Raw genomic sequence first — 16367 nt, 5'->3', positions numbered from 1 at the left:
CTGTGGAACGGTATTAACGACAACCGACTTGCAGGAGGCAGCCATGAGACGTGTAGTGACAGCTCTCATCGGAGCGATGGTTACCGCGCTCGCCTTTGCCGCCACGGCCGGCGCGATACCGGACCAGGGCACGCCCGAGTTCGACACCTACATGCAGGGCCTGGAACGCAACGGGTTCAACTTGAATCCCGATACGGCATGGCGTGTCGCCCATCAGGCGTGCGAAGGCGGCCTTCCCGGCTTGATCGGATGGGAACTGGTCGCTCAGGGCGTCATCGGCCCGGGCGCGGACCAGCGCCTGATGGATGTGGCCCGCAAGTACGCCTGCCCCGTGCAGTAACTACCCGCTCTTACGACGGAACTCCCGGCGGCTCTCCAACGGACCGTGCGACCGGGACTGCTTGGCACCGGCGTCCTTGTGCTCAGAACCCCCCGCCGATTTTGCGTTCTTGCGCTCCAATGCTTCGCGGAACTTGCGCTTGTTCTCGGCTGCGGCGGAATCTGATTCGGGCATGCCCGGAGCCTAGCGCTCGCGGCGGATCGCTGTCGTCGAACCGGCGTCAGCGCATGCCCGGCGGCATGCCGTACAGGTGGGTGATCGGCAGCGTCAGCAACACGCGGCGATCGGTGACCATCGCCTGGCGGTATTCGTCCCAATCCGGGTGTTCGCCGGCGATGTTGCGGTACAGCGCAACGAGCGCCTCGACGGTGTCGTCGTCGGGAGCGGCCGCCGGCGGCGTCAACGCAGCGTCGCCTTCGGCGACGGCATAGGACCACCCGTCGTCGGAACTGACCAGAACCGACGCCCGCGGGTCACGCCGCAGGTTGCGGGTCTTGGCCCGCGGTTCGGTGACCGACACCTGCACCGCCACCGTGCGGGGATCGAAGTGATACTGCACGTTCGACAACTGAGGGCGGCCATCGCGTTTGATGGTGGCAAGCACGCCGAGCGAGTTTCCGCTGATCAATGCCAGCAACTTGTCGTCAAACACCCGGCGGCCCATCCCCGAAGCGTACCGATTGATGCGGGGGCGCGCCGTGGTTACGATCGCGCAGATGGCGGCGTACGCGGCGTTTCTGCGGGGAGTGAACGTCGGCGGAGTCAACCTCAAGATGGCCGACGTCGCCGCCGCGCTGACCCGAGCCGGATTCGTCGGGGTCCGCACCGTACTCGCCAGTGGCAACGTGCTACTCGAATCGCCGAACGACGCCCAGGCGGTGCGCGCCACCGCCGAAGCCGCGCTGCAGGAGCGTTTCGGCTACCCGGCCCGGGTGCTGGTCTACGACGTCGAGGCGGTGCGCGAGATCGTCGCCGCTTATCCGTTCGAACCGGAAGTGCCCGGGGTGCACTCCTATGTCACGTTCGTCGCCGACCCGGCGGTGCTGGCGGAGTTGTCCACGTCGGCCGGGCTCGGCCCGGACGAGAAGATCGCGCCCGGCGACGGGGTCATCTACTGGCAGATCCCCAAGGGCGACACGTTGGGGAGCACGTTGGGCAAGACGATGGGCGCCAAGCGGTACGCGTCCTCGACGACCACCCGCAATCTGCGCACCCTCCGCAAGGTGCTGCGCTGAGCTGCCAACGGTAAAGTCGCCCAGGTGAGCCAGGCGCAGAAAGTTTCCCTGACCGGTGTCTCCGAGACCGCGTTGCTGACGCTGAACGCACGGGCAACCGAAGCCCGCCGTCCCGACCGCATCCTCAACGATCCGATGGCGGTCCGGCTGGCGGATTCGATCGACTTCGACTTCGCGAAATTCGGCTCGACGCGCCAGGACATCGCCGTGCGCGCGCTGGGCATCGACGCCCAGGCCCAGCGCTTCCTTCGGCAACACCCGACGGGCACCGTGGTGGCGCTGGCCGAAGGCTTGCAGACCAGCTTCTGGCGACTCAGCGAAGCGGCGCCGGATCCGCAATTCCGGTGGCTCACAGTGGATCTTCCCCCGATCATCGAGATCCGCCGGCGACTGTTGCCGAAGGAGCCGCGGGTGTCGGTGTGCTCGCAATCGGCATTGGACTACAGCTGGATGGACCAGGTCGACAAGTCCGACGGCGTGTTCATCAGCGCCGAGGGCCTACTGATGTACCTGCAGCCCGAACAGTCGCTGGGGCTCATCGCCGAGTGCGCGCGCCGCTTTCCGGGCGGCCGGATGATCTTCGACCTGCCGCCGGCCTGGATAGGCTGGCTGATCCGCCACGGCGTGCCGACATCGCTGCGCTACCGGGCGCCGGCAATGCCGTTCACACTGTCTGCTGCCGACACCGCCAAGCTGGTGGACACCGTGCCGGGCATCCGGGCGGTCCACGACCTGCAACTGCCGCGCGGCCGCGGGTGGTTGTTCAACACCGTGCTGCCCAACGCCTACCGACTGCGATTCCTGGCCGATGCGCGGCCGTCGCTGACGCTGCTCGAATTCGGCTAACGACCACTTGTCTCGGCGTTGTCGAACGCCGCGTCGAGGTAGCGCAGCGCGTCGGCCTTGGCCAGGCCGACCGCGCGGGCCGCGGCGACGAAGGCAGCGGCGGCGGTCGTCATGGCCGCATCCGCCGGATCGCTGCTCGCCACGAAAGTGCCGAAACGGCCGCGAGTTTCGACGATGCCGGCGGCCTCGAGTTCCCGGTAGGCCCGCGCCACCGTATTGACCGCCAGACCGAGCTGCCCGGCCAGCTCCCGCACGGTCGGCAGTCTGGTTCCCGCCGGTAGGGCTCCCTGTCGGACCGCCTCGATCAGCTGAGTCCTGACCTGCTCGAACAGCGGCCCGCCCGGCCGCGTGTCGATCCGCAGCAGCTTGGTGAAGTCCATTCGCCCAGTATCCAGCTATGTTGGTGGCGTGCAGGTGGCGGTGTTCAGCGGTGCGGGGATCTCAGCGGAGAGCGGGGTGCCCACTTTTCGTGATGACGAGAAGGGGTTGTGGTCGCAGTACGACCCCTACGAGGTGTCCAGCATCGACGGCTGGAACCGGCAGCCGGAACTGGTCTGGGGCTGGTACCTGTGGCGCTGCCAGCTGGCCCGCCGCGTCGAACCGAACCTCGGTCATCGCGCCGTCGCCGACTGGGAGCAGCACGCCGAGGTCGACGTCATCACCCAGAACGTCGACAATCTGCATGAGCGCGGCGGCAGTTCCAGGGTCCACCACCTGCACGGCCGGATGTTCACCTTCCGTTGCGGGGATTGCGATCAGCCGCACGACCCGGAGGTGCCGGTGATGACCGAGCCGGTACTCGAGGTGGCGCCGCCGGTGTGCGAGTGTGGCGGATTGGTTCGCCCGGACGTCGTCTGGTTCGGCGAGAACCTGCCCGAGGAACCGTGGAACGCCGCGGTCGAGGCCATCGACAACGCCGACGTGCTGGTCGTGGTGGGCACCTCCGGCGTGGTCTATCCGGCAGCCGGCCTGCCCGAGCGGGCGTTGGAGCTCGGCAAAGTCGTCATCGAGGTCAACCCCGAGCCGACCCCGCTGTCGGAGCGGGCCACGGCGTATTTGCGCACCACCGCGTCGGCGGCGTTACCGGGGATGGTGCAGCGGTTGCCGTTCCTGCTGGGCCAGCGCTAGCGCGACTCCGGGTCGGTGTCAGCGCGGCTCAGGCCGGCCGGCTGGCGCAACCCAGCGCGAACTCCGAGACCGGCACCGGCGCCCACACCGGGAACTGATGCCCGCGCCGCGACGTGCCGACGGTGAAGCCGGCGGCGGTGATCATCGCCTCGGTGTCACGGTGGGTATGACAATTGCCGAACAGCCTCGGCCAGAAGGTGGCGTCGGCCAGCCGCTGCAGCCCGCCGCGTGCGCCCCTGCTGGCGACGTGCTCGAAGTAGCGCAGCTCGCCGCCGGGCTTGAGCAAGGTGTACAGCTGGCGCAGCACCTGCTCAGGCTGATCGACCGAGCACAGCACCAATGAGCAAACAATCGCGTCGAATTGTTCGGCGGCGTCCAGGGCCTCGACGGTGCTCGCGACGACCGTCACCGGCACCGGCGCGGCAGCGGCGGCCTCCCAGGCGGCCTCGCGCAGTCGCGACTCCGGCTCGGGGGCCACCACCTCGGTCACGGTGTCGGGGTAGAAACCGAAGTTGCTTCCGGTGCCGGCACCGACTTCCAGCACTCGCCCGGAAAGCCCCTCGAGGTTCTCCCGGCGCCGGTCACGCAGCCAGTCGGTCTCGCGGCTGGACATGAAGGTCCAGATTCGAGCGAACAGCGGGTTGTCCAGGGTTACCGGTGATGCCATGCGGCCACCATAGCGGTGATCGCGAGCGCGGCGGAGCCGGGCGAAGCGGGTCACCGCCACGGGCTCAGCGGTGATCGCGAGCGCGGCGGAGCGGTCACCGGCACCGGCCCACTACCGACCGATGTGACACCGATCACACCGCCAGTCAGCCAATCGGGCCGGTTTCAGCCGAAAAGTCTGGCAAACGCTACTCGTCAGTAGGATTGCCACCATTTCCCGAAACGTGACTCAAAGATCCCTTAATAGTTACCCATACGCTCAGGGTCATGTGGATCGACGACTCAAGTGCCGACGTGATCAAGGTTGACTTCGAGGCTCTCTACCACGGCGACCTTCTGGTCGAGGGCGACACCTCGGAGCAGCTCGAAGACTGGCGTCCGCTCGCCAGCTGACTGATCGGCGCCGCGTAACCGGCGCCTTTCACTAGCGCGCCCCTCCGCGACGGCGGCCGCCCGAATCCCGGCAGCCGCGATCCCCAACTCATCCTTTTCCTGCATTCAGCGTTGGGCCGCTGCATGCCCTCGGCAGCAACACCGGGCACCACAACGCCGAACGTGCAACCACCGCGAACGATCACCGAAAATTTCGCAGTGACTACACGCTCGGCGTGCGCCGTCGAACCCTCAGGCGGACGGGCCTGGCGCTATCGCGGTCAGGCGACGTTCTCCTCGTCCTCTTCCTCGAGCATGCCGGCCAGCCGACCGGAGATCAGCTCCTCGGCCTCGGACACGATCCGCGACACCAACTCCCCGACGGTCGGGATGTCGTTGATCAGCCCCATCGCGGTGCCCACCGACCAGATCCCGGCCTCGACGTCGCCGTCTTCGAAGACCTTGCGGCCCCGCACGCCGGCCACCAGCTCCTGCACGTCGGGGAACTGGCCGCCCTTGTCCAGGATCTCGACGACCTCACGCGAGACGGTGTTGGACGCCACCCGGGCGGTGTTGCGCAGCGGCCGGAAGATCAGCTCGGTGCCGCGCTCGTCGCCGGCGACGATGGCTTCCTTGACATTTTGGTGGATGCAGGACTCCACCGTGCACATGAACCGCGACCCCATGTTGATGCCGTCGGCGCCCAACGCCAGTGCGGCGACCAGGCCGCGGGCGTCGGCGAACCCGCCGGAGGCGATCATCGGGATCTCGATCTGGGCGGCCGCGGCCGGAATCAGCACCAGACCCGGGATGTCGTCCTCGCCGGGATGCCCGGCGCACTCGAAGCCGTCGATGCTGATGCCGTCGACCCCGAGGCTCTGCGCCTTGACCGCGTGGCGCACCGAGGTGCATTTGTGCAACACCTTGATGCCGTTGTCGTGAAACATCGGCAGGTGCGGCGCCGGGTTGGACCCGGCCGTCTCGACGATCTTGATACCGGCGTCAACGATCACCTGGCGGTACTCGTCATAAGGCGGCGGGTTGATCGTCGGCAGGATGGTCAGGTTCACCCCGAACGGCTTGTCGGTCAGATCCCGGGTCTTGGCGATCTCGTTGGCCAGATCCGCCGGGGTCGGCTGGGTGAGCGCCGTGAGAAACCCGAGTGCACCCGAGTTCGCCACCGCTGCAACGAGTTCCGCGCGGCCCACCCACTGCATCCCACCTTGGGCGATGGGATGCTCGACCCCGAAGACCTCGGTGAATTTCGTCGTGATGGTCATATCGGCTCCTTAGCTCTGCTCAAAACTCGTCGCGCACGCACTCATCGGGGCGCCATGCGGATCGCGCCGTCGAGGCGGATCACCTCGCCGTTGAGCATAGGGTTGCTGATGATGTGCTCGGCCAGCGCGCCGTACTCGTCGGGGTCGCCGAGGCGCGCCGGGTGCGGCACCTGCCCACCGAGCGAGCGCTGCGCCTCCTCGGGCAGCGAACCCAGCAGCGGGGTCTTGAACAGACCGGGCGCGATGGTGCAGACCCGGATCAGCTCGCGGGACAGATCGCGGGCGATCGGCAGCGTCATGCCGACCACGCCGCCCTTGGACGCCGAGTAGGCGGCCTGGCCGATCTGTCCTTCGAACGCGGCCACCGAGGCGGTGTTGATGATGACGCCGCGCTCCTCCCCGACCGGCTCGGTCTTGGCGATCCGCTCGGCGGCCAGCCGCACCACGTTGAACGTGCCGATCAGGTTGACCTGCACGACCTTGGTGAACTCCTCCAGCGGGAACGCACCGTTCTTGCTCAGCGTCTTGATCGCGTTGCCGATGCCGGCGCAGTTGACGTTGATGCGCAACGGGCCCAGCGATTCGGCGACGTCCAGGGCCGCGGTGACCGCCTCGGCGTCGGTGACGTTGGCCTCGGCGAACCGGGCCCGGTCACCGAGTTCCGCGACCACATCGGCGCCCCGTAGGTCGATCACCACCACCTGCGCACCGGCGTCGAGCAGGCGTTTCGTCGTCGCCAAGCCCAGCCCGGAAGCGCCTCCGGTGACTACTGCCACCGCATCCTTGATCTGCACGTGCCATCCCTTCGTCGACCAACCACCTAGTTGGTCGGGACTATACCCAGTCCCCCAGGATGGTGTCGTTGTCGGTCCCCAGTACCGCCGGCGGCGTCGGGACGTCGGGAACGCTGCGGGAGAACCGCGGCGCCGGCATGGGCTGCAGATAACCGTCGACGTCGTAGAAGGTGTCACGTTCGGCGATGTGCGAGTCGGCCAGCACCTCGCCGAACGCCAGCACCGGCGCCACGCAGGCATCGGAGGTGGCGAACACCTTCGCCCAGTGGTCACGGTCGTGCGCGGCGAACGCCTTGGTGAACACCTCGCGCAGTTCCGGCCAGCGGCTGGTGTCGTTCTGCGCGGGCAGCTCCGCCGGGTCCAGCCCCAGCTTGGCCAGGAGTTCGGCGAAGAACTGCGGCTCGATCGCGCCCACCGACATGTAGCGACCGTCGGAGCACTCGTAGGTGTCGTAGTAGGGAGCACCGGTGTCGAGCATGTTGACACCGCGCTCGTCGCTCCACAGGCCTTGCGCGCGGAAGCTCCACATCATCGCCCCGAGCATGCTGGAGCCGTCGACCATCGCCGCGTCGATCACCTGCCCCTTGCCCGAGCTCTGGCGCTCCCACAGCGCCGACAGGATCCCGACCAACAGGAACATCGATCCGCCGCCGAAGTCACCGGCCAGGTTCAGCGGCGGTACCGGGCGCTCGCCCTTGCGGCCGATCGCGTGCAGCGTGCCGTTGAGCGAGATGTAGTTGATGTCGTGGCCGGCCTGCAGCGCGCGGGGACCGGTCTGCCCCCAGCCGGTCATCCGGCCGTAGATCAGCTTGTCGTTGATCTTTGCGCAGTCCTCCGGCCCCAGTCCGAGCCGCTCGGTGACGCCCGGACGGAAGCCCTCGATCAGCACGTCGGCCTTGGCGACCAGTTTGAGCACCAGGTCGCGGCCCTCCGGCGACTTGAGGTCGGCGGTCACCGAACGCCGATTGCGCAGCATGGTGTCCTTCGACGCCTCGGCGCCGAATTTGGGCTGCCGATCGACTCGCACCACGTCGGCTCCCAGATCACCGAGGATCATCGCCGCGTGCGGCCCCGGCCCGATCCCCGCCAGTTCGATGACCCGCAAGCCCGCCAGTGGTCCCGCCATAACCGCCTCCTCGTCGTCTGCGCCTGTGATGTGCATCCTAAGGTGACACCCATGACCACTATCGACTCCGGCATCGACACCCTGGCACCGGTGGAGGGGCTATCCGTGACCCTGGCCGACGGCGTGCTGTCGGTGACCATCGACCGCCCCGACAGCCTCAACTCGCTGACCACCGGTGTGCTGGCCGGCATCGCCGACGCCATGGAGGGCGCCGCGCGCGATCCCCGGGTGCGGGCGGTACGACTCGGCGGCGCCGGACGTGGCTTCAGCTCGGGCGCAGGGATCAGTGCCGAGGACGCCTCCGACGGGGTGCCGACGGAGATCATCGTCGAGGCCAATCGCGCGATCCGGGCGATCGTGGCGCTGCCGCGGCCGGTGGTGGCCGTGGTCCAAGGCCCGGCCGCCGGCGTCGGGGTGTCGCTGGCCCTGGCCTGCGACCTGGTGCTGGCCTCCGACAAGGCGTTTTTTCTGTTGGCGTTCACCAAGATCGGGCTGATGCCCGACGGCGGCGCCTCGGCTCTGGTCGCCGCGGCGGTCGGCCGGATCCGGGCGATGCGGCTGGCGCTGTTGGCCGAACGGCTGTCGGCCGCCGACGCCCTCGATTGGGGACTGATCAGCGCGGTGTACCCGGCCGAGGATTTCGATGCCGAGGTCGACAAGGCACTGGCCGGGCTGCTGGCCGGGCCGGCGGCGGCGTTCGCCAAGACCAAGCACGCCATCAACGCCGCGACGCTGAGCGAGCTCGACGCGACGCTGGACCGCGAGTACGTCGGCCAGTCGATCCTGTTGAACGCCCACGACTTCCGGGAGGGCACCCGGGCGTTTCAGGACCGGCGCACGCCGAACTTCACCGACTCCTGAGGGACTCGGCGGCCCGCGAGCGTGCGCAAAAGCGGTGTCGCACACGGTGTGTCAACCGGGGACACGCACGCTCGCGCAAGGGGGCTGGGCTACATCCCGAAGATCGACGGCAGCGCGAGCACCATCATCAGTCCCCACACCAGATGCGTCAGCACCGGCGCCAATACCCCGCCGGTGGCGCGGCGCTCGATGGCGCAGACCGTGCCGAGCACCAGCGCGGCGACCCCGATCATCAGATTGCCGGCGGCCATCATCGCCGCAATGTAGAGCAGCGTGGAGAACACCAGCGGGTAGCGGCGGCCGAAAGCACTGAAAAGCGCACCGCGGAAGAACATCTCCTCGGCGATCGCATTGACGATGGCGATCAGCACCACCAGCCGCCAGGAGACCTGGGTGGTGTAGTCCAGGATCGCGATCACCTGGTCGGCCAGCACCGGAATCTGCTGCACCGCCATCCCGGCCAGCAGGAACACCCCGCCGAGCACCAGGCCGACGCCGGTGCCGGTGAACACCGGCCGTTCGTTGCGGCCCCGGAACCGCACCGCGCCCAGGTGCAGCGGACCGGACACCACAGCGCCGACCGACCAGATCACTGCCAACGCCAGCGAGAGCTGGTAAAACGCCGCGTCACCGGGGTTTTTGGTGTGCATGAAAGCCAGCACCGCGGCGCCGAGCAGCACCACCACCGCGACGACGACACGACGCCGCTGCACCACGGCCCGTGACTCGTGGTACGGCGGGGAGACCTTGGACAAGATGTCGGTGAACTCGCGCAGCAGGCCGGGCCGGGCCGAACTGGTCTGGGTCATGCCCTCGAACGTAGCGGCCCAACACCGTTCGGTGGCCTGGATTGCGTCAGTTCGCCCGGTGGACTTCGATCAGCCGCCGATAGGCCGCGGCGTTGTGCCGGTTATTGCGGATCTCGGCCTCGCTGAGCTCCCGCCGCACCCGCCCCGGCACCCCCGACACCAGCGACCGCGGCGGCACCACCGTGCCCTGCGGGATGACCGCGCCGGCCGCGATCAGGGAGCCCGCACCCACCACAGCGCCGTTGAGGATGATGGCTCCCATCCCGATCAGCGAGTCGTCCTCGACGGTGCAACCGTGCAGCACCGCGTTGTGCCCGACGCTGACGCGGGCCCCGACCCGGACCGGGAACTCCTTGTCGACGTGGACGGTCACCCCATCCTGGATGTTGGTGTCGACGCCGATCTCGATCGGTTCCACCTCGGCGCGCAGCGTCGCCGAATACCAGACACTGGCCCGGGCGGCCAGGTGGACCTGCCCGATCAGGCTGGCATTCGGCGCCACCCACGACTCGGGGTGAAGCTGCGGGGCGCGACCACTAATGGGGATGATCAGCGGCTCGGGCACGTCGCTCAACGGGCCTTCCACACCGGTGCGCGCTTCTCGGCGAACGCCCGCGGCCCCTCCTTGGCATCCTCGGACTTCAGCAACGCACTGAACTCACGGCCGGTCCGGGCCCAATCGGCCGCCTCGCCGGCCATGACACCGTCGTCGACGCCGTAGGCGATCCGCTTGCTGGCCCGCACCGACAGCGGCGCGTTGCCGGTGATCCGTTCCGCCAGTTCCAGCGCGGCCTCCAGTGCCCCGCCGTCGGGAACCACCTGGTTCACCAGCCCCCACCGCGCGGCGTCGGCGGCCGACATCGGCTCCCCGGTGTAGAGCAGCTCCAGGGCGACCTTGCGGGGTAGCTGGTCGATGATGCGGAACACCCCGCCGGCGCCGGCGATCAGGCCCCGCTTGACCTCGGGCAGCCCGAACTGGGCGCGCTGCTCGGCGATCACCAGGTCGCTGGCCAGTGCGATCTCGGTGCCGCCGCCCAGCGCGGTGCCGTTGACCGCGGCGATGGTGGGCTTGTCGATGAAGTGCTGTACGTAGCCGGCGAAACCCCACTCCGGGTGTTCGGGGTGATAGATGTTCTCCCGGTTGGCGATCGCCTTGAGATCGGCGCCGGCGCTGAAGGATTTGTCCCCCGCACCGGTGAGCACCACCGCCCGCACCTCATCGTCGCTCTGGGCCTGCGCCAACGCGTCGCCGATCCCCGCGCTGACCGCGCCGTTGATGGCATTGCGGGCTTCGGGCCGGTTGATGGTGATCAGCAGTACGCCACCGTCGCGCCGCTCAACGAGAACGGCCGCGTCACTCACAGCAGCTCCAGGATGGTGGCGTTGGCCTGACCGCCGCCCTCGCACATGGTCTGCAGGCCGTAGCGGATCCCGTTGGCGCGCATGTGGTACAGCATGGTGGTCATGATCCGGGCGCCGGAACCGCCCAGCGGGTGGCCCAGCGCGATCGCCCCGCCGTTGGGGTTGAGCTTCTTCGCATCCGCGCCGATCTCGGCCAGCCAGGCCATCGGCACCGGGGCGAACGCCTCGTTGACCTCGAACACCCCGATGTCATCGACGCTGAGGCCGCTGCGCTGCAGCGCCTTCTGGGTGGCCGGGATCGGGGCGCTCAGCATCATCACCGGGTCGGCGCCGGCCAGCGTGGCGGTGTGCACCCGCGCCAGCGGGGTCAGCCCCAGCTCCTGCGCCTTGGCCGCCGACATGAACAGCAGCGCCGCCGAACCGTCGGAGATCTGGCTGGAGTTGCCGGCGTGGATGACGCCGTCTTCCTTGAACGCCGGCTTGAGCTGGGCCATCTTCTCGATAGTGGTTCCGCGGCGGATGCCCTCGTCGTCGCTGACGGCATTCCCCTCAGCATCCTTGATCGCGACGATCTCGTCTTTGAACGCGCCGGAATCCTGGGCAGCGGCGGCCTTCTCGTGCGAGGCCAGCGCGAACTCGTCGAGCGCGGTGCGGTCCAGGCCCCACTTCTCGGCCATCATCTCCGCGCCGATCCCCTGGTTGGGGGTCTGGCTGTAGCGGTTGCGGAACGCCTCCGGGTAGGGGTGTCCACCGTTGGCCAGCGATGAGCCCATCGGGGTCCGCGACATCGATTCGACGCCGCCGGCGACGACAACGTCGTAGTGCCCGGCGACCACACCGGCGGCGGCGAAGTGCACCGACTGCTGGCTGGATCCGCACTGGCGGTCCACCGTCACCCCCGGCACGGACTCGGGCCACCCGGCGGCCAGCACCGCGGTGCGCCCGATGTCGAGGGCCTGCTCGCCGGCCTGCATCACGCAACCCCAGATCACGTCGTCGACCAAGGCGGGGTCCACACCCGCCCGGGTGACCAACCCGTTGAGCACCTGGGCGGACAGTTCCGCCGGGTGGACCCCCGACAGACCGCCGTTGCGCTTGCCGATCGGCGAACGCACCGCTTCTACGATGACTGCTTCGGCCATGGGTGTTCTCCTTTGTTGCTTCGGGGCTGGTTGCCCTCGATTGTCAACCGCGGCGCTCGGCTGGTGTCAACGGGGGTCGCTCCACGCTTCGCGTACGGTCAAAGTCATGGCACGCGTCGTGATCTTCGGCGGCCACGGCAAGGTCGCCCTGCTGCTCAGCCCGATCCTGTCCGAGCGCGGCGATCAGGTGACATCGGTGTTCCGCAACCCCGACCACAGCGAAGAAGTGGCGGTGACCGGCGCGGTCCCGGTGGTGGCCGACATCGAACAGCTGGACACCGACGCCCTGGCGGAACTGGTCGCCGGGCACGACGCGGTGGTGTTCTCCGCCGGGGCCGGCGGCGGCAACCCCGCCCGGACCTACGCGGTGGACCGCGACGCCGCGATCCGGGTCATCGATGCCGCCGGGCAGGCCGGGGTGCGCCGATTCGTGATGGTGTCCTATTTCGGCGCCGGGCCAGGGCACGGCGTGCCCGAGGACGATGCGTTCTTCCCGTACGCGCAGGCCAAGGGCGCCGCCGACGCTCATCTGCGAGCGAGCGACCTCGACTGGACGGTGCTCGGCCCGAGCCGGCTCACCCTCGAACCGGCCACTGGCCGCATCGAGACGGGCGCCGCAACCGACAAGGGAACGGTCTCGCGAGCCAATGTCGCACAGGTGATCGCGGCCTGCCTGGTCGAGCCGTCAACGAGTCGCCGCACCATCGAGTTCAACGATGGCGAGACCCCCATCCTGGAGGCCCTGCAAGCCAGTTGACCAGGTAGTCTTGGCCACGCAACTGGTTTGCCGGTACCGCCGCAAGGTGGTGTCGGCATCGAGCACAACGTGGGTTTTCCGCGGTGTGCGAGAGGGAACCCGGTGAGAATCCGGGACTGTCCCGCAGCGGTATGCAGGAACGACCGCCGTCCAAGGCACTGGTCACGAAGTGACTGGGAAGCGACGGCCACTAGGAGCACCGTCGGTGCGCGCCTGCGAGTCCGAAGACCTGCCTGTTGTGCCGGGTGCGCCGCGCCCGGCGGATCACCGCCTCGCGGAATGGGCGTCTGGTTTTTGAGGGTTATAGTGCATTAAATGTGCACGGGACCGGATTGGCTGGACGACCGCCGGCGGTGACCCACCCTCCGATTGAAGGATCAGATCGTGACCGCTCAACCCTTTACCTGCACCATTCTCGGCTCACCGCGGATCGGTCCGCGCCGCGAACTCAAGCGCGCCACCGAGAGCTACTGGGCCGGCCGGATCGGCCAGGACGAACTGCGGAACGTCGGAGCCGGCCTGCGCCGCGACACCTGGGCGCAGTTGGCCGCCGCCGGGCTGGACTCGATACCGGTGAACACCTTCTCCTACTACGACCAGATGCTCGACACCGCGGTGCTGCTCGGCGCGCTGCCGGCTCGGGTCGCCGGGGTGGCCGACGAGCTGGACCGCTACTTCGCCGCGGCCCGGGGCAATGCCGAGATCGCCCCGCTGGAGATGACGAAGTGGTTCGACACCAACTATCACTACATCGTCCCGGAGATCGGCCCGGAGACCACGTTCGCACTCAACCCGGCCAAGGTGCTCGCCGAGCTGGCCGAGGCCAGGGAGCAGGGCTTCGGCGCAAACGTGGCCCGGCCGGTGATCATCGGACCCATCACGTTCCTGCTGCTGAGCAAGGCCGTCGACGGAGCACCCGCGCCCATCCACCGCCTCGATGAGCTGACCGACGTCTACGCCGAACTGCTGGGCAAGCTGGCAGACGCCGGGGCCGAATGGGTGCAGATCGACGAACCGGTGCTGGTGACCGACGTCTCCGCCGACGCCCCCGCGCTGGCCGAGCAGGTCTACGCCCGGCTGGGCGGGTTGAGCAACCGGCCGGCGATCTTCGTCGCGACCTACTTCGGCGACCCGGGTGCGGCGCTGCCGGCGCTGGCCCGCACCCCGGTCGAGGCGATCGGTGTCGACCTGGTCTACGGCCCGAACACCAAGATCGCGTCGGTGCCGGAGTTGGCCTCCAAGACCCTGGTCGCCGGTGTGGTCGACGGCCGCAACATCTGGCGCACCGACCTGCAGGCCGCACTGGCCAAGCTGGCGTCGCTGCTGGGTTCGGTCGGCTCGCTGGCCGTCTCGACATCCTGCTCGACGCTGCACGTGCCCTACACGCTCGACGGTGAGAGCGGGCTCGACGACGACCTGCGCAGCTGGCTGGCGTTCGGCGCGGAGAAGGTGAGCGAGGTGGCTACCCTGGCGCGCGCGCTGCGTGAGGGCCGCGATGCCATCGGCGACGAGATCGGCGCGTCCAACGCCGCCGTCGCCTCCCGCAAGGCCGATCCGCGGCTGAACAACGCCGACGTCCGCGACCGGATCGCGACCATCACCGCGTCCGGCGCGCGCCGCGGCAGCGCCGAGGCACGCCGCGCCGCGCAAGCCGAACGACTGCACCTGCCGCCGCTGCCCACCACCACCATCGGGTCGTTCCCGCAGACCGTCGACATCCGCAAGGCCCGGGCCGCGCTGGTCGCCGGCGAGATCGACAGGGACGAGTACACCCGCCGGATGAAAGCCGAGATCGCCGCGGTGATCAAGCTGCAGGAGAGCCTCGACTTGGACGTGCTGGTACACGGCGAGCCGGAGCGCAACGACATGGTGCAGTACTTCGCCGAGCAGCTGGAGGGGTTCTTCGCCACCGCCAACGGCTGGGTGCAGTCCTACGGCAGCCGGTGCGTGCGTCCACCCGTGCTGTTCGGCGACGTCTCGCGGCCGCACCCGATGACGACTGAGTGGGCCACCTATGCGCAGTCGCTGACCGACAAGCCGGTCAAGGGCATGCTCACCGGGCCGGTGACCATCCTGGCGTGGTCGTTCGTCCGCGACGACCAGCCGCTGGCCGACACCGCCAACCAGGTGGCGCTGGCGATCCGCGACGAGACGGTGGATCTGGAGTCCGTCGGCATCGCGGTGATCCAGGTCGACGAGCCGGCGCTGCGGGAGTTGCTGCCGCTGCGCAAGGCCGACCAGGAGGCCTACCTGACGTGGGCGGTCGGCGCGTTCCGGCTGGCGACGTCGGGGGTGTCGGATGCGACCCAGATCCACACCCACCTGTGCTACTCGGAGTTCGGCGAGGTGATCGGGGCCATCGCCGACCTGGATGCCGACGTCACCTCGATCGAGGCCGCCCGCTCGCACATGGAGGTGCTCGACGACCTCAATGCGATCGGGTTCTCCAACGGGGTGGGGCCGGGCGTCTATGACATCCACTCCCCGCGGGTGCCATCCACCGACGAGATGGCCACCTCATTGCGGGAAGCACTTGACGCCGTTCCGGCGCAGCGCTTGTGGGTCAACCCGGACTGCGGCTTGAAGACCCGCAAGACCGACGAGGTGACCGCCTCGCTGGCCAACCTGGTCGCCGCGGCGAAGCAGGCCCGCGCCAACGTGTAAGGCCTGACCCGCGTCGCCGAGCGTGCGCCTGCTGCGAAAGGATTGTGAAAATCTCGCAGTAGGTGCACGCTCGGCGCGCAGGAGGAGCAGATATGGACTTCACCACCATTCGTCATGAGGTCGAAGACGGCATTCTGACCCTTTACCTCGACCGCCCGGACAACCTCAACGCGTTCACCGTCGAGATGGCCGACGAGTTGGAGCGCACCTTCGTCGAGGTCAACGATGACGACGCGGTCCGCGCGGTGATCGTCACCGGGTCGGGACGCGCGTTCTGCGCGGGGATGGACCTGTCGGGTTCCGGCAACGTGTTCGGCCTCGATGAGACCAAGTCCCCGACGCTGGCCGACATGGCCGACCTCGATGACCCGGAGCTGGCCCGGGTACGCGACACCGGCGGGCAGGTCACGCTGGCGATCTATAACTGCCGCAAGCCGGTGATCGCCGCGGTCAACGGACCCGCGGTCGGGATCGGCGCCACCATGATGCTGGCGATGGACGCGCGATTGTTCTCCACCAAGGCGCGATTCGGTCTGGTGTTCGGCAAGCTGGGCATCACCCCGGAGGCATGTTCGACGTGGTTCCTGCCCCGGATCGTCGGGATGCCAACGGCATTGGATTTGCTATACCGTGCCGACATTCTGGATGCGCAAGCTGCGCAGGCCTGTGGGATCGCGCAATCCCTGCACGAACCCGAGGCGCTGCTGGCCGACGCCCGCGCGCTGGCCGACGCCTGGACCAAGGGCCGCTCCCCGGTGTCGTTCGCGTTGATACGCCAGATGCTCTACCGCAACTCCGCGCAGCCAGACCCGCATGCGGCGCACCGGGTGGACTCGCTGGCGATGTTCTACACCAGCATCGGCGACGGTGCCGACGGGGTGCGCGCCTTCCTGGAGAAGCGCGATCCGCAGTTCACCTCCCGGGCCTCGGCGATGCCGCCGTTCTACGATGAGTGGGTGCGCGAGCGGTAACCGGTGCCGCCGGC

At 68.5% G+C, this 16367-nt stretch carries 20 protein-coding genes and 1 riboswitch; of the genes, 9 read left to right on the top strand and 11 right to left on the bottom strand.

Annotated features, from left to right (window positions below):
- The first annotated feature begins 43 nt into the window (after positions 1 to 43).
- Positions 44 to 340, top strand: coding sequence for a DUF732 domain-containing protein (locus tag ACAG20_RS16635; RefSeq protein WP_112687067.1), 297 nt, complete (start codon positions 44 to 46; stop codon positions 338 to 340).
- On the opposite strand, the gene ACAG20_RS16630 is transcribed toward ACAG20_RS16635, so the two are convergent.
- Together ACAG20_RS16630 and ACAG20_RS16625 are read right to left on the bottom strand one after the other, a co-directional pair.
- A complete protein-coding gene (locus ACAG20_RS16630) occupies positions 341 to 514 on the bottom strand; it encodes a DUF5302 domain-containing protein (protein ID WP_013828083.1) in 174 nt (57 codons plus the stop codon).
- 46 nt (positions 515 to 560) lie between these two features.
- Complete coding sequence (locus tag ACAG20_RS16625; protein WP_112687065.1) at positions 561 to 1004, bottom strand: PPOX class F420-dependent oxidoreductase; 444 nt, start codon at positions 1002 to 1004, stop codon at positions 561 to 563.
- 52 nt (positions 1005 to 1056) lie between these two features.
- On the opposite strand from ACAG20_RS16625, the gene ACAG20_RS16620 reads away from it, so the two are divergent.
- Positions 1057 to 1575: a DUF1697 domain-containing protein gene (locus ACAG20_RS16620; RefSeq protein WP_370493360.1), complete on the top strand. Its 519-nt coding sequence runs from the start codon at positions 1057 to 1059 to the stop codon at positions 1573 to 1575.
- A 24-nt stretch (positions 1576 to 1599) separates the two neighbouring features.
- Positions 1600 to 2421: a class I SAM-dependent methyltransferase gene (locus tag ACAG20_RS16615; protein ID WP_370493359.1), complete on the top strand. Its 822-nt coding sequence runs from the start codon at positions 1600 to 1602 to the stop codon at positions 2419 to 2421.
- Here the strand turns inward: ACAG20_RS16615 and ACAG20_RS16610 are convergent.
- Entirely contained in the window at positions 2418 to 2801 is a 384-nt protein-coding gene (locus ACAG20_RS16610) for a GntR family transcriptional regulator (protein WP_112687061.1), read from the bottom strand. The genes ACAG20_RS16615 and ACAG20_RS16610 overlap by 4 nt on opposite strands.
- A gap of 28 nt (positions 2802 to 2829) precedes the next feature.
- Between ACAG20_RS16610 and ACAG20_RS16605 the strand changes: the two genes are divergently transcribed.
- The gene (locus ACAG20_RS16605; protein ID WP_112687059.1) at positions 2830 to 3549 is read left to right on the top strand and encodes an NAD-dependent deacylase; all 720 of its coding nucleotides are present in this window, start codon (positions 2830 to 2832) and stop codon (positions 3547 to 3549) included.
- Positions 3550 to 3577: 28 nt separating this feature from the next.
- On the opposite strand, the gene ACAG20_RS16600 is transcribed toward ACAG20_RS16605, so the two are convergent.
- Positions 3578 to 4216: a class I SAM-dependent methyltransferase gene (locus ACAG20_RS16600; RefSeq protein ID WP_370493358.1), complete on the bottom strand. Its 639-nt coding sequence runs from the start codon at positions 4214 to 4216 to the stop codon at positions 3578 to 3580.
- A gap of 266 nt (positions 4217 to 4482) precedes the next feature.
- Here ACAG20_RS16600 and ACAG20_RS16595 point away from each other — a divergent pair, with 266 nt between their 5' ends.
- A complete protein-coding gene (locus ACAG20_RS16595; protein WP_272937721.1) occupies positions 4483 to 4608 on the top strand; it encodes a hypothetical protein in 126 nt (41 codons plus the stop codon).
- 260 nt (positions 4609 to 4868) lie between these two features.
- Here ACAG20_RS16595 and ACAG20_RS16590 read toward each other — a convergent pair whose 3' ends face one another.
- From ACAG20_RS16590 to ACAG20_RS16580, 3 genes are read right to left on the bottom strand one after another with little or no spacing between them, the layout of a single operon-like run.
- Positions 4869 to 5867 (bottom strand): nitronate monooxygenase family protein, encoded by a 999-nt coding sequence (locus tag ACAG20_RS16590; RefSeq protein WP_112687055.1) that lies wholly within the window; start codon positions 5865 to 5867, stop codon positions 4869 to 4871.
- A gap of 41 nt (positions 5868 to 5908) precedes the next feature.
- Positions 5909 to 6661: a 3-hydroxyacyl-CoA dehydrogenase gene (locus ACAG20_RS16585; RefSeq protein WP_370493357.1), complete on the bottom strand. Its 753-nt coding sequence runs from the start codon at positions 6659 to 6661 to the stop codon at positions 5909 to 5911.
- Positions 6662 to 6701: 40 nt separating this feature from the next.
- The gene (locus ACAG20_RS16580) at positions 6702 to 7787 is read right to left on the bottom strand and encodes a CaiB/BaiF CoA transferase family protein (protein WP_370493356.1); all 1086 of its coding nucleotides are present in this window, start codon (positions 7785 to 7787) and stop codon (positions 6702 to 6704) included.
- Between the two features lie 51 nt (positions 7788 to 7838).
- Here ACAG20_RS16580 and ACAG20_RS16575 point away from each other — a divergent pair, with 51 nt between their 5' ends.
- The gene (locus tag ACAG20_RS16575; protein ID WP_112687051.1) at positions 7839 to 8648 is read left to right on the top strand and encodes an enoyl-CoA hydratase; all 810 of its coding nucleotides are present in this window, start codon (positions 7839 to 7841) and stop codon (positions 8646 to 8648) included.
- A gap of 89 nt (positions 8649 to 8737) precedes the next feature.
- Here the strand turns inward: ACAG20_RS16575 and ACAG20_RS16570 are convergent, their stop codons facing one another.
- From ACAG20_RS16570 to ACAG20_RS16555, 4 genes are read right to left on the bottom strand one after another with little or no spacing between them, the layout of a single operon-like run.
- Positions 8738 to 9457 (bottom strand): lysostaphin resistance A-like protein, encoded by a 720-nt coding sequence (locus ACAG20_RS16570; RefSeq protein WP_370493355.1) that lies wholly within the window; start codon positions 9455 to 9457, stop codon positions 8738 to 8740.
- A 46-nt stretch (positions 9458 to 9503) separates the two neighbouring features.
- Positions 9504 to 10022 (bottom strand): gamma carbonic anhydrase family protein, encoded by a 519-nt coding sequence (locus tag ACAG20_RS16565; protein ID WP_112687075.1) that lies wholly within the window; start codon positions 10020 to 10022, stop codon positions 9504 to 9506.
- A gap of 5 nt (positions 10023 to 10027) precedes the next feature.
- On the bottom strand, positions 10028 to 10819 hold the full coding sequence (locus ACAG20_RS16560; protein ID WP_112687047.1) for a crotonase/enoyl-CoA hydratase family protein: 792 nt from the start codon (positions 10817 to 10819) through the stop codon (positions 10028 to 10030).
- Entirely contained in the window at positions 10816 to 11961 is a 1146-nt protein-coding gene (locus tag ACAG20_RS16555; protein ID WP_370493354.1) for an acetyl-CoA C-acyltransferase, read from the bottom strand. Before ACAG20_RS16555 ends, ACAG20_RS16560 begins: the two co-directional genes overlap by 4 nt.
- A 106-nt stretch (positions 11962 to 12067) precedes the next feature.
- Between ACAG20_RS16555 and ACAG20_RS16550 the strand changes: the two genes are divergently transcribed.
- From ACAG20_RS16550 to ACAG20_RS16540, 3 genes are all read left to right on the top strand, one after another.
- Positions 12068 to 12718, top strand: coding sequence for an SDR family oxidoreductase (locus ACAG20_RS16550; protein ID WP_370493353.1), 651 nt, complete (start codon positions 12068 to 12070; stop codon positions 12716 to 12718).
- A 54-nt stretch (positions 12719 to 12772) separates the two neighbouring features.
- Positions 12773 to 12970, top strand: a riboswitch (cobalamin riboswitch).
- 117 nt (positions 12971 to 13087) lie between these two features.
- Positions 13088 to 15382 carry a 5-methyltetrahydropteroyltriglutamate--homocysteine S-methyltransferase gene (metE, locus tag ACAG20_RS16545; protein WP_370493352.1) on the top strand — a complete coding sequence of 765 codons (2295 nt, stop codon included), beginning with the start codon at positions 13088 to 13090 and terminating at the stop codon, positions 15380 to 15382.
- 92 nt (positions 15383 to 15474) lie between these two features.
- Positions 15475 to 16353: a crotonase/enoyl-CoA hydratase family protein gene (locus tag ACAG20_RS16540; RefSeq protein ID WP_370493351.1), complete on the top strand. Its 879-nt coding sequence runs from the start codon at positions 15475 to 15477 to the stop codon at positions 16351 to 16353.
- The last annotated feature ends 14 nt before the right edge of the window (positions 16354 to 16367 follow it).

The organism is Mycobacterium sp. pW045 (genome assembly GCF_041287085.1).
Taxonomy (GTDB): Bacteria; Actinomycetota; Actinomycetes; order Mycobacteriales; family Mycobacteriaceae; genus Mycobacterium; species Mycobacterium algericum_A.
Note: the sequence above shows the minus strand (reverse complement) of the source record. Positions and strands in the feature narration are given on the sequence as shown.

Coding starts and splice junctions, on each gene's coding strand:
- ACAG20_RS16575 (WP_112687051.1), top strand. CDS start 7,839: ATGACCACTATCGACTCCGGCATCGACACCCTGGCACCGGTGGAGGGG.
- ACAG20_RS16595 (WP_272937721.1), top strand. CDS start 4,483: ATGTGGATCGACGACTCAAGTGCCGACGTGATCAAGGTTGACTTCGAG.
- ACAG20_RS16570 (WP_370493355.1), bottom strand. CDS start 9,457: ATGACCCAGACCAGTTCGGCCCGGCCCGGCCTGCTGCGCGAGTTCACC.
- ACAG20_RS16630 (WP_013828083.1), bottom strand. CDS start 514: ATGCCCGAATCAGATTCCGCCGCAGCCGAGAACAAGCGCAAGTTCCGC.
- ACAG20_RS16620 (WP_370493360.1), top strand. CDS start 1,057: ATGGCGGCGTACGCGGCGTTTCTGCGGGGAGTGAACGTCGGCGGAGTC.
- ACAG20_RS16580 (WP_370493356.1), bottom strand. CDS start 7,787: ATGGCGGGACCACTGGCGGGCTTGCGGGTCATCGAACTGGCGGGGATC.
- ACAG20_RS16590 (WP_112687055.1), bottom strand. CDS start 5,867: ATGACCATCACGACGAAATTCACCGAGGTCTTCGGGGTCGAGCATCCC.
- ACAG20_RS16540 (WP_370493351.1), top strand. CDS start 15,475: ATGGACTTCACCACCATTCGTCATGAGGTCGAAGACGGCATTCTGACC.
- ACAG20_RS16550 (WP_370493353.1), top strand. CDS start 12,068: ATGGCACGCGTCGTGATCTTCGGCGGCCACGGCAAGGTCGCCCTGCTG.
- ACAG20_RS16610 (WP_112687061.1), bottom strand. CDS start 2,801: ATGGACTTCACCAAGCTGCTGCGGATCGACACGCGGCCGGGCGGGCCG.
- ACAG20_RS16635 (WP_112687067.1), top strand. CDS start 44: ATGAGACGTGTAGTGACAGCTCTCATCGGAGCGATGGTTACCGCGCTC.
- ACAG20_RS16625 (WP_112687065.1), bottom strand. CDS start 1,004: ATGGGCCGCCGGGTGTTTGACGACAAGTTGCTGGCATTGATCAGCGGA.
- ACAG20_RS16555 (WP_370493354.1), bottom strand. CDS start 11,961: ATGGCCGAAGCAGTCATCGTAGAAGCGGTGCGTTCGCCGATCGGCAAG.
- ACAG20_RS16600 (WP_370493358.1), bottom strand. CDS start 4,216: ATGGCATCACCGGTAACCCTGGACAACCCGCTGTTCGCTCGAATCTGG.